Here is a 15409-nt window from a genome sequence, read left to right as displayed (position 1 = left end):
GGGTTGGCGCGGTGGTCCGGTTCCGGTGCGTCGTGGTTTTTGCGCAGTTCCCCGCGCCCCTTGGTGGGCTGTCCCCTGGCCGGGGGTGGTGGGTTCTGTTCGGTGGTCTGCTTCCCGTGCGTCGTGGTTGCTCGCGCAGTTCCCCGCGCCCCTTATAGGTCGGGGCTGCGCCCCGAGCTGGTGTGGGGTGGGTTTCGTTCGGTGGTTCGCTGCGGGTGTGTCGTGGTTTGTTGCGCAGTTCCCCGCACCCCTTTGGTGGTGGGGCTTGGCCTTGTTGAGTTGCTGCGGGCTTGATGAGGCTGGCGGCTCCCCCCTGCCATAAGGGCGTGGGAGGTACCCCCCCACCCCCGCGCCCCTTTCGGGGCGTAGCCCTGTCCTCTAGGGGGGCGCAACTGCGCGGGGGACCGTGACGGGCCGGTGGTCGACCGGTGGCCGCAGGGGGCTGGCTCTTGATCAGGGGCGCGGGGAACCGCGCGAGTGACCGCGACGGACTGGTGGTCGACCGGCGTCCGTAAGGGGCTGGGCCCCGATCAGGGGCGCGGGGAACTGCGCGGGTGGGTGCCACCGGCCGGCGGTCGGCACGGGACGCATGGGCTCGATGGGGGCGGTGTGTGCGCGTAGGGGTGGGCTGATGTGCTTCGGGTCATCGCGACCCGTAGGGTCGCTGCGTGAGTAGTGATGACGTCACGCTGACCGCTGGCGACGCGGAGGCGACGGTGCGGCCGGGCAACGGCTGCCGGATCGCGAGTCTCAGGATCGCCGGCACCGAGCTGCTGCGCCAGGGCGACCGGTACGGCTGCTTCCCGATGGTGCCGTTCTGCGGCCGGATCGGGAGCGGCCAGTTCAGGGACGGCGGCGCCGTCCACCAGATGCCGCTCAACTCCCCCCCGCACGCCATCCACGGCACGGGCCGCGACACGGCCTGGCGCACCGCCCGCGCCGACGCCGACGAGGCGGTCTTCACCTACGACCTCGCCGACCCCTGGCCGTACTCCGGACGCGTCACGCAACTGGTGCGGCTCACCGGGGACAGCCTGACGCTGACGATGTCCGTCGAGACGTACGACTCGTCGTTCCCGGCGCAGGCGGGCTGGCACCCGTGGTTCCTGCGGCGGCTCGGCGACGGCGGTGCCCAGGCCGCCGGCGGTGACGACGAGGTGCGGATCGACTTCGCGCCCGCCTGGCAGGAGCGCAAGGGCGACGACCTGCTGCCGACCGGCGAGCGCATCGAGCCACTGCCGGGGCCGTGGGACGACTGCTTCGGCATGCCCGGCGGCGTCGACGTCACCCTGACCTGGCCGGGCAGGCTCCGGATGAAGGTCGCCTCACGCGAGGAGTGGGTCGTCGTCTACGACGAGCAGGAGGCCGCCGTCTGCGTGGAACCGCAGACCGGCCCGCCCAACGGCCTGAACACACAGCCGCGGCTGGTCACCCCGATCGAACCGCTGGAGACCACGGCCACCTTCAGCTGGCAGCGGCTCTGAGGTGTCCGCGGGACGCCAATTCGGTAGGCCCGGGAAGCAGGTCCAAGCGGTAGGCCGGCTCACAGGGCGTCCACCGCCTCATGGGGCGTCCGTGCCGGCCCCGTCGTCCGCCGGGCCCTGGCCCCTGGCGTCCGCGGTCTCCGAGGCGCTCGATGCGTGGGGCTCGTGGGGAGCGCGGGGCGTGTCCGAGGGGCCCGGCGTGGTGCCCGGCGCCTCCGCGCCGTCGGCCCCGGCCCCGGTCCCGGCCGTAGCCCCGGATCCGGACCCGGACTCGGTGCGCCAGGCGGTGATCCGTTCGGACGCGCGGTGGATGATGTCGTCGGCCAGGGCGCGGCGGTCGGTGCCGCGGCGCATGCCGCTGTCCCACTGGGCGGCGACGGTGCCGGTGAGCCGGTGCAGTTCCGCGGGGCCGAGGTCGTCGACCATCTTCGAGATGAGGACCAGCCCGAGGTACTGCTCGAACGGGCTGCGCGGCCGGGACACCGCGGCCAGGACCGCGTCGAAGTCCCGCAGCTCGGGACGGGTCTGCATCATCCCCAGCGCGACGACCCGCTCCCCGTCGGTGCCGCCGCGCAGCCACTCGCGTACGGCGGAGGGCTGGAAGTCCCGCTGCGCGGCGAGCCGGCGGACGTCGTCGACCACGCCGGACATGGCCGCCGTGCGGTCCGCCCCGCCGCGCATCGACCGGCGGATCGCGCCGTACTCCGCCGCTATCGGCCCCGCGAACTCCAGCAGCGAGCGGGCCTCGGCGCGCAGGGCGTCGGCGGTGTCCTGGTCGCCGGCCAGCTCGGAGGCGTCCGCGAGCTGGTACCGCTCGGCGGCGGCGGCCCGCAGGCGCAGGCTGGCGCCGCCCACCTCGAAGCTCTCTATCCGGTTGCCGAGCAGCGCGAAGACCAGCAGCACGGCGCCGATGGCGAGCAGCACGCCGGTGCCGGTGCCGTTCGTCGTGAGGAAGACCGCGCAGACGCCCGTGCCGAAGGAGCCGCCGCCGATCACCCCGAGCACGCCCCGGAGCAGCGGCGAGAGCAGCGACGACGGCGCGGCTCCCGGACGGTTCCGGCCGGACCGCCGCCGCCCGTGATCGTCTCGCATGGCTGTCCCCGTCCCCCTCATGGCCTTCCCCTCATGGCCCGTCCCCGTCCTCCTGGCACGCACTCCCGGTCTCCCGGTCCTCCGGTCTCCCGGTCTTCGTGACAGGGACCGTCGGTCTTCCGGGGGCCGCGCGCGGTCGCGGGCCCGCCGTGAACGGGTGTGCGGGAGGAACCTACCTCGACCGGCCGAGCGGCGCCCGGCTCTTATGCTGGCAGACATGACGGACGACGCACGCGGCACGCTGCTGCAGCAGATCAAGGACAAGGCCGTGGTGCACGGCAGGGTGACGCTCTCCTCGGGCATCGAGGCCGACTACTACGTCGACCTGCGCCGGATCACCCTGGACGGAGCAGCGGCCCCGCTGGTCGGCCGGGTGCTGCTCGACCTGACCGCGGACCTGGAGTTCGACGCCGTCGGCGGGCTCACCATGGGGGCGGACCCGGTGGCGGCCTCGATGCTGCACGCGGCGGCGGCGCGGGGCCGGATTCTGGACGCGTTCGTGGTGCGCAAGGCGGCCAAGGAGCACGGGTTGCAGCGCCGGGTGGAGGGCCCCGACATCGCGGGCCGCAGGGTGCTCGTCGTGGAGGACACGTCGACGACCGGCGGCTCGCCGCTGACCGCCGTCGAGGCCGTGCGCGAGGCGGGCGCGGAGGTGGTGGCGGTGGCCACCATCGTGGACCGGGCCACGGGAGCCGCGGAGAAGATCGAGGCGGGGGCCGGGGTGCCGTACCGGTTCGCCTACTCCAAGGACGACCTCGGTCTGGACTGATCGCCTCGGCCTGGACGGTTCGCCTCGGCTTGCCCTGATCGCCTTGGCCTGGACTGATCGCCTCGGTCTGGGGTGATCTTCTCGGCTTGGGCGGATCGCTCGGGCCGATCACCTGGGCTGATCGCCTGGGCTGCGGTCGCTTGGACTGACCGCCCCGGGCGAGCGGCGTCCGGGCGCCGGCGTACGCCTCCGGGGCGCCCACCGTGAGCGCCGTCGTGGTGCCCGCGGGCGCCTCGGCGGCGCGGGCTTCGCATCGCGGACGCCGCAGGCGGAGTCTGGAAAGATGGGGCGCCGACGACGACGTCGACCCCGTGCACAGCACTCACCCGCACATCGACGAGGAGCGGACAGATGCCCATCGCGACCCCCGAGGTCTACAACGAGATGCTCGACCGGGCGAAGGCAGGCAAGTTCGCCTACCCGGCCATCAACGTCACCTCATCCCAGACGCTGCACGCCGCCCTGCGCGGCTTCGCCGAGGCGGAGAGCGACGGCATCATCCAGATCTCCACCGGCGGCGCGGAGTTCCTGGGCGGGCAGTACAAGAAGGACATGGTCACCGGCGCGGTGGCGCTCGCCGAGTTCGCCCACGTCGTCGCCGAGAAGTACCCCGTGACCGTCGCCCTGCACACCGACCACTGCCCGAAGGACAAGCTGGACGGCTACGTCCGCCCGCTGCTGGAGGTCTCCGCCGAGCGGGTCCGCGGCGGCGGCAACCCGCTCTTCCAGTCCCACATGTGGGACGGCTCCGCGGAGACCCTCGCCCACAACCTGGAGATCGCGCAGGAGCTGCTGGCCAAGGCCGCCGCCGCGAAGATCATCCTGGAGGTGGAGATCACCCCGACCGGCGGTGAGGAGGACGGCGTCTCCCACGAGATCAACGACAGCCTGTACACGACCGTCGACGACGCGATCCGCACGGCGGAGGCGCTCGGCCTCGGCGACAAGGGCCGCTACCTGCTGGCCGCGTCGTTCGGGAACGTGCACGGTGTGTACAAGCCGGGCAACGTCGTGCTCCGGCCCGAGCTGCTGAAGGACCTCCAGGAGGGTGTGGGGGCGAAGTACGGCAAGCAGACGCCGTTCGACTTCGTCTTCCACGGCGGTTCCGGTTCCACTCGGGAGGAGATCCTCACGGCGCTGGAGAACGGTGTCGTGAAGATGAACCTCGACACGGACACGCAGTACGCGTTCACGCGGCCCGTGGCGGACCACATGTTCAAGAACTACGACGGCGTGCTCAAGGTCGACGGCGAGGTCGGCAACAAGAAGGTGTACGACCCGCGGAGCTGGGGGAAGGCGGCGGAGGCGGGCATGGCTGCGCGGGTGGGCGAGGCCTGTGCGCACCTGCGGTCCGCGGGGGCCCGGATCAAGTGACCCGCCCCGGGTCGGTGGGGTGCGATTGCGGCTTCCGCCGCCCCCGCCGGCCCTTGGGTTCCCCCGGGTTTCCGGTTTCCGGACTCGTCTTTTCGGCCTTCGGCCGGATGCGGTAGGGGGTTCCTCTTCGGGGCGGTGGCGGTCTGCGGGTTCGTTGTGGTTGGTCGCGCAGTTCCCCGCGCCCCTTTTTTTGGCCTTCGGCCAGGCCCGGTTGCGTGTGCCTCTTCGGGGTGGTGGCGGTCTGCGGGTTCGTTGTGGTTGGTCGCGCAGTTCCCCGCGCCCCTTTTTTTGGCCTTCGGCCAGGCCCGGTTGTGTCTGCCTCTTCGGGGTGGTGGCGGTCTGCGGGTTCGTTGTGGTTGGTCGCGCAGTTCCCCGCGCCCCTTTATTGGCCTTCGGCCAAGCGCGGTTGCGTCTGCCCCGCTGGGTGGTGGCGGTCTGCGGGTTCGTTGTGGCTGGTCGCGCAGTTCCCCGCGCCCCTTTCGGGGAGTAGCCCCGTCTTCCAGGGGCGCGGGGAACTGCGCGAGCAACCACAAACGAACCGATGGGCGACCTGCGGCCGTGAGGGGCTGGGTCCCTGTCAGGGGCGCGGGGAACTGCGCGAGAAGGCCCCGGCCTGGGACGATCCGAGGGTGTACAGGTCCCACCCCTCCGGACGGTGTCCCGCCGGCGGGCCGCAGGGGCCGGAGAGGGGGCCGGGGTGTGCGGACCCCGGGGCTACTCCTTGAGTAGGGCGTCGTGGGCCTCCGTGCTGCTGTCCCTGAGGAAATCGCCGCACCGCGTCGCCTCTTCCGTCTCCTCGATCGCCGAAGCCGCCCGCGAGAGGGCGGCCAGGCAGCGGAGGAAGCCGTGGTTCGGGCGGTGGTCGTAGGGGATGGGGCCGTGGCCCCGCCAGCCCGCGCGGCGCAGGGCGTCCAGGCCCCGGTGGTAGCCGGTGCGCGCGTACGCGTACGACTCGACCACCCGCCCGGCGGCGAACGCCTCCTCCGCGAGGACCGCCCAGGCCAGTGAGAAGGCCGGGTACCGCGTGGCTACGTCGACGGCGGGCGTCCCCTCGTCGAGCAGGCGGGTGGCGGCCTGCGTGTCGGGAGTCTCGGGCAGCCGCGTCGGCTCGGGTCCGTCCAGCAGGTTCTTGTGGGTGTCCATGACCGAAGTCTGTCACCGGAGCGCGCACGTCCCCGCGCGGGTGCCCGCAAAACGGCGAAAGCCCCATTTCCTTCTTGCCGTCCGCGCTGCTGGTGCGCAAGATGCGGATGGGGACCGGGGCCCCCGTGCCGTCACGGCAGGGGCGGACCGCTACCCGGAGTCGTACCAGGAGACAGAGATGTCCCACGAGGTGCCGCAGGGCGCGCACGCGCAGAGGCCCGTCGAGACGCAGGAAGACGCCGAACCGAATCTCGACTTCACGGGCACGACCCCGTACGAGGACTACGTCAGGGCCGACGTCCTCACCCACCTCCAGAAGCCGCTCTCCGACGATCCCGGGGAGCTGGTCTTCCTGGTCACCACCCAGGTGATGGAGCTGTGGTTCACCGTCCTCGTGCACGAGTGGGAGACCGCGGCACGGGCGCTGCGCGACGACGACCTGCCGACCGCGACCGCGGCCCTGAAGCGGAGCCTGCGGGAGCTCACCGCGCTGAACGCGTCCTGGACGCCGCTGGCCGGTCTGACGCCCGCGCAGTTCAACTCCTACCGGGCGGTCCTCGGCGACGGCTCGGGCTTCCAGTCGGCGATGTACCGGCGGCTTGAGTTCCTGCTCGGCGAGAAGTCCACGTCGATGCTGGCCCCGCACCGCGGCGCCCCGCGCGTGCACGACGAGCTGGCGAAGGCGCTGCACGAGCCGAGCCTCTACGACGAGGTGCTGCGGCTGCTGGCGCGCCGCGGCCACCCGGTGCCCGGCGCCGTCCTGGAACGTGACCTGTCCGCGCGCTACGAGCCGTCGCCCGAGGTGGAGGCCGTGTGGGCGGACCTCTACGCGGGGGACCAGGACGCCGAGCTGGTCCGCCTCGGGGAGCTGCTGACCGACGTCGCCGAGCTGGTCTGGCGCTGGCGCAACGACCACCTGGCCGCCACCCGCAGGGCCATGGGCGGCAAGCAGGGAACCGGAGGTTCCGCCGGGGTGGCCTGGCTGGAGAAGCGGGCCGCGAAGACCGTCTTCCCCGAGCTGTGGACGGCGCGCAGCCATGTCTGAGACGCGACCCCGGCCGGCCGGGGACTCCGCCGTGCTCAGGGCCAAGGCCGCGGAGCTGGACGCCGCGGATCCGCTGGCCCACGTCAGGGACCGTTTCGTGCTGGACGGCCCGGACACCGCCCCGGCTGGCGGCTCCCCGGCCGGCCCCGCGGCGGCCGGTCCTGCGGCGAGCGGTCCTGCGGCGACCGGTCCCGCGGCGAGCGGCCCCACCGCCGCCCCGGCAGCCCCGGCCACCCCCACCGTCGCCTACCTGGACGGCAACTCCCTCGGCGCCCTGCCGCGCGCCGTGCCCGACCGCCTGGCGGACGTGGTGCGGCGCGAGTGGGGTGCGCTGCGGATCAGGTCCTGGCGCGAGAGCGGCTGGTGGACGGCGCCGGAGCGGGTGGGCGAGCGGATCGCGCCCCTCGTCGGGGCCGCGCCCGGGCAGGTCGTGGTGGGCGACTCGACCAGCGTCAACGTCTTCAAGGCGCTGGTCGCCGCGGTCCGGATGGCCGGCGACGGGCGCGACGAGCTCCTCGTCGACGCCACCACCTTCCCCACCGACGGCTACATCGCACGCTCGGCCGCCCGGATGACCGGAGCCACCCTGCGCGCGGTACTCCCCGCGGACGTGCCGGACGCGCTCGGCCCCCGTACCGCGGCCGTCCTCCTCAACCACGTCGACTTCCGCACCGGCCGCCTGCACGACCTGCCGGGGCTGACCGCCGCCGTGCACCAGGCGGGCGCGTACGCGGTGTGGGACCTGTGCCACAGCGCGGGCGCGCTGCCGGTCGGGCTCGACGCGCACGGCGTGGACCTGGCGGTGGGCTGCACGTACAAGTTCCTCAACGGCGGGCCGGGCGCACCCGCGTTCCTGTACGTCCGCGAGGGGCTTCAGGACCGCTTCGACTCCCCGCTGCCCGGCTGGAACTCCCACGAGGAGCCCTTCGGCATGCGCGACGACTACTCCCCCGCCCAGGGTGTGGTGCGCGGCCGTGTCGGAACGCCAGACATCCTCTCCCTGCTGGCCCTGGAGGCGGCGCTCGACGTCTGGGACGGCGTCTCCGTCGCCCAGGTGCGGGCCAAGTCGCTGGCGCTGACGGACTTCTTCCTGGAGTGCGTGGCGGCGTACGTCCCGCCGGGCCGGGTGGAGGTGGTCACTCCGCTGCCGCACGCCGAGCGCGGCAGCCAGGTCGCGCTGCGCTGCTCGGACGCGGGGCCGGTCATGGAGCGGCTGATCGCCCGCGGTGTCGTCGGCGACTTCCGCACACCGGACGTGCTCCGCTTCGGCTTCACCCCGCTGTACATCGGCTACACGGAGACGGAGGCCGCGGCGGCCGTCGTGGCGGAGGAGCTGGCGGGGGAGTCGGGCGGGTAGCGACCACAGCCAGTCCCGGTCCGAGTTCCGGTCCCGGTCCCGTTCCCGGTCCCGATCTCCCGGTCCGGTCCCGATCCCGGTCCGGTCACAGTCCCGATCCCGGTCCCAGCGGCCGACGGGCCCCGGCGGAGCTCCCTCCGAGCACCGCCGGGGCCCGTGCCCATACCCGTGCCCATACCCGTGCCCATACCCGTGCCCATACCCGTGCCCATACCCGTGCCCATACCCGTGCCCATACCCGTGCCCGTACCCGTACCCGGAACGCGCCCCATGCGCGGGCGCCCGGCCGTCCCGTCACGCAACGCCCCCCGCACCAGCCAACCGCCCGCACCCCTGTGCGCCCTACCCCTGGTACCGTCCCGCTGAGCAGTACCGCGAACCACCCATGTTCGGGCCGTGGTTCGCACGCCCTCCGGCGGCACGGAGCCGAGCCGCTCCTGCCGGGAGGTGCCCCATCGCTGAGAGGTCTAGAGGCATGCCGGACGACGCCGTCGCTCCCGACACCGGTGCCCCCGAGGGCACCTCCCGCCGCGCGGCCGAGGAAGAGTCGGCCTTCGCGCACGCGGCCGTGCCCCCGGACAGCACCGCCGCGTACGGCGACCATCCCGACCAGATCATCGACTTCTACGCGCCCCGCGAGGGCGCCCGGAGCGATAGCGGGCCCGCGCCGCTCGTCGTGGTGCTGCACGGCGGCTCCTGGCGCGCGTCGTACGACCGCACGCACCTCTCGCCGTTCGCCGACTTCCTCGCGCAGCGCGGTTTCGCGGTGGCCAACGTCGAGTACCGGCGCGGCGCGGACGGTCCCGGGCAGGACGGTGCCGGAGGCGACGGTCTCGCGCCCGCGGGGCGCTGGCCGGACACGTTCGACGACGTCGCCGCCGCCCTCGACGCGCTGCCGGCGCTGGCCGAGCAGGCACTGCCGGCCGCCGGCCCGCGGCGCACCGTCGTCACCGGCCACTCCGCGGGCGGCCAGCTCGCGTTGTGGGCCGCCGCCCGCCATGTGCTGCCGAAGGACGCACTCTGGCGTACCGACGAGCCCGCGCAGTTCCGTGGCGTGGTCGCGCTCGCGCCGATCGCGGACTTCGAGCTTGCGGGCCGGCTCGGGGTCTGCTCGGGCGCCGCGGAACAGTTCCTCGGCGGCCCGGCACTCGCCGCGGAACGGCTGGCGTACGCGGATCCGGTCACGTTGCTGCCCACCGGCATCGCCACCACGGTGGTGCAGGGCCGCGCGGACGACGTCGTGCCGGCGGAGCTCGCCGAGTCGTACGCGGAGGCCGCAGCCCTGGCCGGCGAACTGGTCGGGCTGACGGTCCTGGAGGACGTGGGCCACTACCCGCTGATCGACCCGGCCGCGGACGCGTGCGCGGTGGTGGCGGAGGAGATCGCACAGCTCGCCTGGTGACCCGGTACGGCACATCCCACGGGAACGGGAACGGGAGCGAGAGCGGGACGGGAACGGGGCCGGGGCGCCGAGCGCGGCGGGAGCGCCGGCCCGGGCCCCGGCGGGAACACCGGATGGGCCGTCAGGGAAGCGCGGCCTCAGCGGGAGTCCGGTGTCAGCGGATGCCCCGTCTCAACGGATGTGCCGTCTCAGCGGAACCCCGGTCTCAACGGGGGCCGACGCACTCCCGGGGTATGAACGCCCACAGGTCGCCCGCGTCCCAGCGGACCACCGCGGACTGCCCGTCGGAGGTGGTCCAGCGCCAGCCCACCGGGGTGCCGTTCGGCAGGTCGACGCGGTGGGTGAGGTGGTGGCCGCCGCGGTAGTTGCCGTACATGCCGGCGTCCTGGCAGATCACCTTGTATTCGAGCGTGAGCCGGTCCGGGGTGCCGTCCCCGTTGGTGTCGTAGCCGTCGGCCGGCGCGTGCGCGGAATCGGGGAGCGCGAGCCGCTGCGGTGCGCCGCAGTCGGGCGCGCCGGACGCGCTGGTGCCCCGGTCCACGGAGCTCGCCACGATCCACGCGCAGCCGTTGTAGTCGCCCTGGGCGTAACCCCAGTAGTAGCCGCTCTGCTCGCCCTGGACGTCGAAGTGGTCGCCCTTGAGCAGCGTGCCGATGAACCAGCTCTGCGGGTACGGCCGCAGGTAGGCGTCCTGGGCCGTCACCACCCCGGCGGTTCCGGTGGCGTGCGCCGGACCGGCCGGCGCGAGCACGGTGAGCGCGAGGCCGGCGGCCCCGAGTGCGGCGAGTGCGGATTTGAGGAACGTGGATTTGAGGAACGTGGATCTGAGGAATCTGGATCCGGGGAGTGCGGATCCGGGGAGTGCGGATCCGGGGAGTGCGGATCTGAGGGCGGTTCTGAGGTGTCTCACTTGTCCTCCTGCTGGGTCATGACCGGTGGGCGGTGGCACTGGGGTTGATGTCTGGGGGTGATGTGACGGGAGGGGCGCCGGCCGCGCGCCGTGGAGGGGTTACCCGCGCACGGCGCGATTACCCGGCGCCGGGGGCGGGACGCCGTGCAGGGGTGAGAGGTGCCGGGGCTGCGTGGGCGGGCGCCGAACGGGGCACCGTGGACAACGTGGGCCGTGCGCGGCCCGGATCCCCCCGGATCCCGAACCGCCGGGCCGGATCCAGGACCCGGACCCCGGATCCGATGTCCGCGGATGCCCGGCCGACGGCGACGACGACGGGAGTGTGGCGATGACCGTGAAGATCCTTCTGGTGACCGGGGACGCGGCCGAGTCCCTGGAAGTGATGTACCCCTACCAGCGGCTGTCCGAGGAGGGCTACGAGGTGGTGATCGCGGCGCCGGCCCGTAAGAAACTCCGGTTCGTGGTGCACGACTTCGAGGACGGCTTCGACACGTACACGGAGAAGCCCGGCTACACCTGGCCGGCCGACGCGGCCTTCGAGGAGGTCGATCCCGAGGAGTACGCGGCCCTGGTCATCCCGGGCGGCCGGGCCCCGGAGTACCTGCGGGGCGACGCGAACCTCAAGCGGATCGTCGAGCACTTCTTCACCGCGGGCAAGCCCGTCGCCCAGATCTGCCACGGCCCGCAGATCACCGCGGCGGCCGGAGTGCTCTCGGGCCGCCGGACGTCCGCCTACCCCGCGCTCGAACCGGACGTGCGGATCGCCGGCGCGCAGTTCGAGGACGGTGACGCCGTGGTCGACGGCATGCTGGTGTCCGCCCGGGCCTGGCCGGACCACCCGGGCTGGATGCGGGCGTTCGTCGACGTGCTGCGGAAGGTGGCGCCGGCCTCCTGAACGGGGGTAGGGCCGTTCGCCTCGGATGGCTGGAACACAGGGGTGCCTCGGAAGGGGCGCGGGGATGGGGGTACCTCCCACGCCTTCAAGGCAGGGGGATGGGGGTACCTCCCACGCCTTCAAGGCAGTGGGGGAGCGGGAAGCCCCACCGGCGGACGATCCCGCAACAATCAGAATCCTCCCTACCGGAGGGCCCCCGGTAGGGAGCCCCCCGAGGGGCTGGAGCAACCCCGGGTACTGCCGGCCGCACCCCGTAGGGAACCGCACCCCGTAGTACTTGAGACGGACCCCGGGCAACCCTCCTGCGAGGGGACGACCACGACCGCCACCCGCGCCTACTGTGCCGTACATGAGCGAGAGCCACGCACCGCACCCGGCGGACCCCACGCGCCCGGACCCGCGCCGTACGCCGCACGGCGAGGCGGGCGCCGGTGCGCCGCCCGGGTCCCGACTGCCCCACACTCCCGAGTACCGGTTCGCCGTGCAGGCCCTGCGCGGGCTGCGGCAGGACCTGGTGGAGGACGCCGGGGCCTACCGGCCGCTGCCGCCCGCGAAAGGCGGGCGACGACGGATGCGGTGGCTGCCCGGACGGCTGCGGAGCCGGATGGTGTGGGCGCGGCACGCCGTGGTGGTGGCCGCGGCGCTGATCGTGCTGCTCATCGGGTACGCCACCGGCACCACCCCGTACGGCGGCGCCGACGCCCTCGGCGTGCTGGACGGCCTCGTTCCGATGGCGGCCGTGCTGCTCACCCTGATACGTCCGGTGGCCGCCTTCTGGGTCTCGCTCGCCTCGTCCCCGGTGCTCTGCGTGCTGGTCACGGGCTGGGGCGGCGCGAGCGACGCACCCTGGCTGCCCGGCGGGTTCGCGGGCCACCTCGTCGTGCTCACGGTGGTGGCGCTGCGCACGGGGCCGCGGGCCGCCGGCTGGATGTGGGCGCTGACCGCGGTGTACGGGGTGCTGGGCTCGGTCGTGCTGGACCAGGGGATGGGCTCCGACGCCCCGGCGATGCTGGTGGTCTCGGCGGTCGTGCTGCTCTGCGTCGCCGTGCGGCACATCCGCCGCGCCGCACAGCAGGAGGTCACGGCGGAACGCCACGTGAGCGCCGCCGAGCGGTCCCGCCGCACGCTGCTGGAGGAGCGCACCACCATCGCCCGCGAACTGCACGACGTGGTCGCCCACCACATGTCCGTCGTGGCGATCCAGGCGGAGGCCGCCCCGTACCGGGTGGAGAACCCGCCGCCGGAGCTCACGCAGGCGTTCTCGACCATCCGGGAGAACGCGGTCGCCGCGCTCACCGAGCTGCGCCGCCTGCTGGGCGTGGTGCGCGCCGAGGACTACCAGGCGCCGGACGCCCCTCAGCCCACGCTCGCCGATCTGGACACGCTGCTCGCCAACGTCCGCGAGGCCGGTCTCGACGTGACGAAGACGGTGACCGGCGCGGTCCGCGAGCTGCCGCCGGGGGTCGAGCTGTCGGCGTACCGGTTCGTGCAGGAGGCGCTCAGCAACGTGCTGCGGCACGCCCCCGGGGCGAGGGCGTCGGTGGAGATCGGCCATGTGCTGGGCGGGCTGGGTCTGCGGATCGTGAACGGTCCGGCCACCGAGCCGGCCAAGCCGTCGCACGGCGCAGGGCACGGCGTCACCGGGATGCGCGAGCGCGTGACGATGCTCGGCGGCGAGATGACGGCGGGGCCGACGGCCGACGGAGGGTACGAGGTGGCGGCGTTCCTGCCGGTGGAGCCGGTCCACGAGGCCGGTGGCGCACCGGTCGCGGCTACGGGTTCGGGTGCAGGGATGGGGACGGCGACCGGGATGGGGACGGGGAAGAGCGTGGGGTTGGTGAAGGACGCGGGTGCGACGAAGGACCTGGGCACGGTCAGGCGCCCCGGCCCCGGCCCCGGCACCGGCACGGGCGCGGAAGGGGAGCCGGCGTGACCATCCGGGTGCTGATCGCCGACGACCAGATGATGGTCCGCGAGGGCTTCTCGGTCCTCCTGAACGCCATGCCGGACATCGAGGTCGCCGGCGAGGCGGTGAACGGCCGCGAGGCCGTGGAGCGGGTGCGCACCCTCGAACCGGACGTCGTGCTGATGGACATCCGGATGCCCGAGCTGAACGGCATAGAGGCCACCCGCGAGATCGTCGCGGCGAACGCCGAGGCGAAGGTGCTCGTGCTGACCACCTTCGACCTGGACGAGTACGTCTACCAGGCGCTGCGCGCGGGCGCGTCCGGCTTCCTGCTGAAGGACGCCTCGGCGCAGCAGCTCGCCGACGGGGTGCGGGTCGTGGCGTCCGGCGAGGCGCTGCTCGCGCCGAGCGTGACACGTCGGCTGATCAGCGAGTTCTCCCGCCTCACCGAGGCGCCGCGGCTGCCGGTCACCGGGCAGGGCGCGTACGGGGAGCTGACCGACCGGGAGACCGAGGTGCTGGTGCTGATCGCGCAGGGCCTGTCCAACAGCGAGATCGCGGAACGGCTGGTGGTCGCCGAGTCCACGATCAAGACCCACGTCAGCCGGATCCTGGTCAAGCTGGGGCTCCGGGACCGCACGCAGGCGGCGGTCTTCGCGTACGAGGCGCGGTTGGTGGTGCCGGGCTGAGGGGGCCGGGCCGAGTCGGACCGGGCCGAGCGCGACCCGATCGTCCCGCCGGACCGCCGGACCGCCGGAAGGGAGCGGATCGCCCGACCGCCGGATCCCGCCGAAGTTTTTTCCGGCGGGGTGTCGATGAGGTGGGGGTCCATCCGTCGTGAGGGTGTACGGGCCGGAGCGGCCGGCCCGCCCCACTGCCGGAAGGCGTGGGAGGTTCCCCCTCTGGAAGGCGGGATGGACCATGGACGTGGTGGACGTACGAAACGGTGCCGTGACGGAGCGTGCCGGGGCGGCCGGCGGGAGCGGAATCACGCAGGCCCCGCACCCGGACGGTGTCACCGGGGCGCGGGTCACCGTCGAGTTGGAGGTGGCCGCCGGGGCGCACCGCTTCTGGGACGTGATCTCGGACGTGTCCCGGATCGGCGAGTTCAGCCCCGAATGCGTCGGCGCCTCCTGGCTGGACGAAGCGGCGCCCGGCCCGCGTCAGGGCGCGTCCTTCCGTGCCACCAACCGCTTCGCGGACGGTCACACGGTGGAGGTGCCCTGCGTCGTGACGGAGGCCGAGCGGTCGGCCGTGTTCGCCTGGGCGGTGCTCGACCGGTCCGGTGACCCCGCCGCCCCGGGTTCGGTGTGGCGCTACGAACTGCGGCCTGGCAGCGCGCCCGGGACCACGCTGGTGCGGCACACCTTCGAGCACGGCCCCGGCGACACGGGCGCACGGCGCAGCCCGGAGACGTTCCAGGAGCGTCTGGGGCAGCTCCACGACCACATGTCGCGCACACTGACCGCGATGGCCGCCGCGGCCGTCTGAGCGATCGGCCGGCTGAACGATCGGCCGGCTGAACGATCGGCCGGCCGAGCGGCGACCCCCAGGACCCACGAGGACGGACGGACACCATGAAGTACTTGCTGCTGATCTGCGAAGAAGCGGAGCCGGTCCACGCCGGGCCCGGAGAGGCCGACGCCATGGGCTGGGTGACGGAGATGGAGGGCCGCGGCGTGCGGAAGTTCGGCAGCCGGGTGCGGCCTGCCGAGAACGCGACGACCGTGCGGGTGCGGGACGGCGAACTGCTCGTCACCGACGGCCCGTTCGCCGAGACCAAGGAGCAGATGGCGGGCTTCGACGTCATCGAGTGCGCCGACCTGGACGAGGCGGTGGAGGTCGCCGCCAAGCACCCCATGGCCCGGCTGGGCATGGTCGAGGTACGGCCCTTCTGGGAGCACTGACGCGACGGCGGTCCTGAACGGACGGTCGCGGATCGCGGTGACGGGGGCCGCGGTGACGGCGGGACCGCGGTGACGGTGGTGCTCTCGTAACGGTCACGACGGTCACGACGGTTACGACGGTGGCG

The 15409-nt window shown here is 73.4% G+C and carries 14 protein-coding genes; 11 read left to right on the top strand and 3 right to left on the bottom strand.

Features of this window, described 5'->3' with window-relative positions:
• The first annotated feature begins 668 nt into the window (after positions 1 to 668).
• Positions 669 to 1484, top strand: coding sequence for an aldose 1-epimerase (locus Sm713_RS27235; RefSeq protein ID WP_212912703.1), 816 nt, complete (start codon positions 669 to 671; stop codon positions 1482 to 1484).
• A 78-nt stretch (positions 1485 to 1562) separates the two neighbouring features.
• Here the strand turns inward: Sm713_RS27235 and Sm713_RS27230 are convergent, their stop codons facing one another.
• Positions 1563 to 2576, bottom strand: a complete 1014-nt coding sequence (locus Sm713_RS27230; RefSeq protein WP_212912702.1) for a hypothetical protein — start codon at positions 2574 to 2576, stop codon at positions 1563 to 1565.
• A 217-nt stretch (positions 2577 to 2793) separates the two neighbouring features.
• On the opposite strand from Sm713_RS27230, the gene pyrE reads away from it, so the two are divergent.
• Positions 2794 to 3345, top strand: coding sequence for an orotate phosphoribosyltransferase (gene pyrE, locus Sm713_RS27225; protein ID WP_212912701.1), 552 nt, complete (start codon positions 2794 to 2796; stop codon positions 3343 to 3345).
• 351 nt (positions 3346 to 3696) lie between these two features.
• Positions 3697 to 4719 carry a class II fructose-bisphosphate aldolase gene (fbaA, locus tag Sm713_RS27220; RefSeq protein ID WP_212912700.1) on the top strand — a complete coding sequence of 341 codons (1023 nt, stop codon included), beginning with the start codon at positions 3697 to 3699 and terminating at the stop codon, positions 4717 to 4719.
• 714 nt (positions 4720 to 5433) lie between these two features.
• Here the strand turns inward: fbaA and Sm713_RS27215 are convergent.
• Positions 5434 to 5862, bottom strand: coding sequence for a DUF3151 domain-containing protein (locus Sm713_RS27215; RefSeq protein WP_212912699.1), 429 nt, complete (start codon positions 5860 to 5862; stop codon positions 5434 to 5436).
• 178 nt (positions 5863 to 6040) lie between these two features.
• Here Sm713_RS27215 and Sm713_RS27210 point away from each other — a divergent pair, with 178 nt between their 5' ends.
• From Sm713_RS27210 to Sm713_RS27200, 3 genes are all read left to right on the top strand, one after another.
• Positions 6041 to 6907 (top strand): tryptophan 2,3-dioxygenase family protein, encoded by an 867-nt coding sequence (locus tag Sm713_RS27210; protein WP_212912698.1) that lies wholly within the window; start codon positions 6041 to 6043, stop codon positions 6905 to 6907.
• Complete coding sequence (kynU, locus tag Sm713_RS27205) at positions 6900 to 8264, top strand: kynureninase (RefSeq protein WP_212912697.1); 1365 nt, start codon at positions 6900 to 6902, stop codon at positions 8262 to 8264. Before Sm713_RS27210 ends, kynU begins: the two co-directional genes overlap by 8 nt.
• A 475-nt stretch (positions 8265 to 8739) precedes the next feature.
• Positions 8740 to 9666 (top strand): S9 family peptidase, encoded by a 927-nt coding sequence (locus tag Sm713_RS27200; RefSeq protein ID WP_212912696.1) that lies wholly within the window; start codon positions 8740 to 8742, stop codon positions 9664 to 9666.
• Positions 9667 to 9871: 205 nt separating this feature from the next.
• Here Sm713_RS27200 and Sm713_RS27195 read toward each other — a convergent pair whose 3' ends face one another.
• On the bottom strand, positions 9872 to 10576 hold the full coding sequence (locus Sm713_RS27195; RefSeq protein WP_212912695.1) for a hypothetical protein: 705 nt from the start codon (positions 10574 to 10576) through the stop codon (positions 9872 to 9874).
• A 328-nt stretch (positions 10577 to 10904) separates the two neighbouring features.
• On the opposite strand from Sm713_RS27195, the gene Sm713_RS27190 reads away from it, so the two are divergent.
• The 5 genes from Sm713_RS27190 (at position 10905) to Sm713_RS27170 (ending at position 15284) form a co-directional block, all read left to right on the top strand.
• Positions 10905 to 11471: a DJ-1/PfpI family protein gene (locus tag Sm713_RS27190; protein WP_212912694.1), complete on the top strand. Its 567-nt coding sequence runs from the start codon at positions 10905 to 10907 to the stop codon at positions 11469 to 11471.
• A gap of 349 nt (positions 11472 to 11820) precedes the next feature.
• Entirely contained in the window at positions 11821 to 13404 is a 1584-nt protein-coding gene (locus tag Sm713_RS27185; protein ID WP_212912693.1) for a sensor histidine kinase, read from the top strand.
• On the top strand, positions 13401 to 14066 hold the full coding sequence (locus Sm713_RS27180; protein ID WP_212912692.1) for a response regulator transcription factor: 666 nt from the start codon (positions 13401 to 13403) through the stop codon (positions 14064 to 14066). Before Sm713_RS27185 ends, Sm713_RS27180 begins: the two co-directional genes overlap by 4 nt.
• Positions 14067 to 14304: 238 nt before the next feature.
• The gene (locus Sm713_RS27175) at positions 14305 to 14868 is read left to right on the top strand and encodes an SRPBCC family protein (protein ID WP_212912691.1); all 564 of its coding nucleotides are present in this window, start codon (positions 14305 to 14307) and stop codon (positions 14866 to 14868) included.
• A gap of 86 nt (positions 14869 to 14954) precedes the next feature.
• Positions 14955 to 15284 carry a YciI family protein gene (locus Sm713_RS27170; RefSeq protein WP_212912690.1) on the top strand — a complete coding sequence of 110 codons (330 nt, stop codon included), beginning with the start codon at positions 14955 to 14957 and terminating at the stop codon, positions 15282 to 15284.
• The last annotated feature ends 125 nt before the right edge of the window (positions 15285 to 15409 follow it).

The organism is Streptomyces sp. TS71-3 (assembly GCF_018327685.1).
Taxonomy (GTDB): Bacteria; Actinomycetota; Actinomycetes; order Streptomycetales; family Streptomycetaceae; genus Streptomyces.
This window is presented reverse-complemented; position numbering and strand designations above follow the sequence as displayed.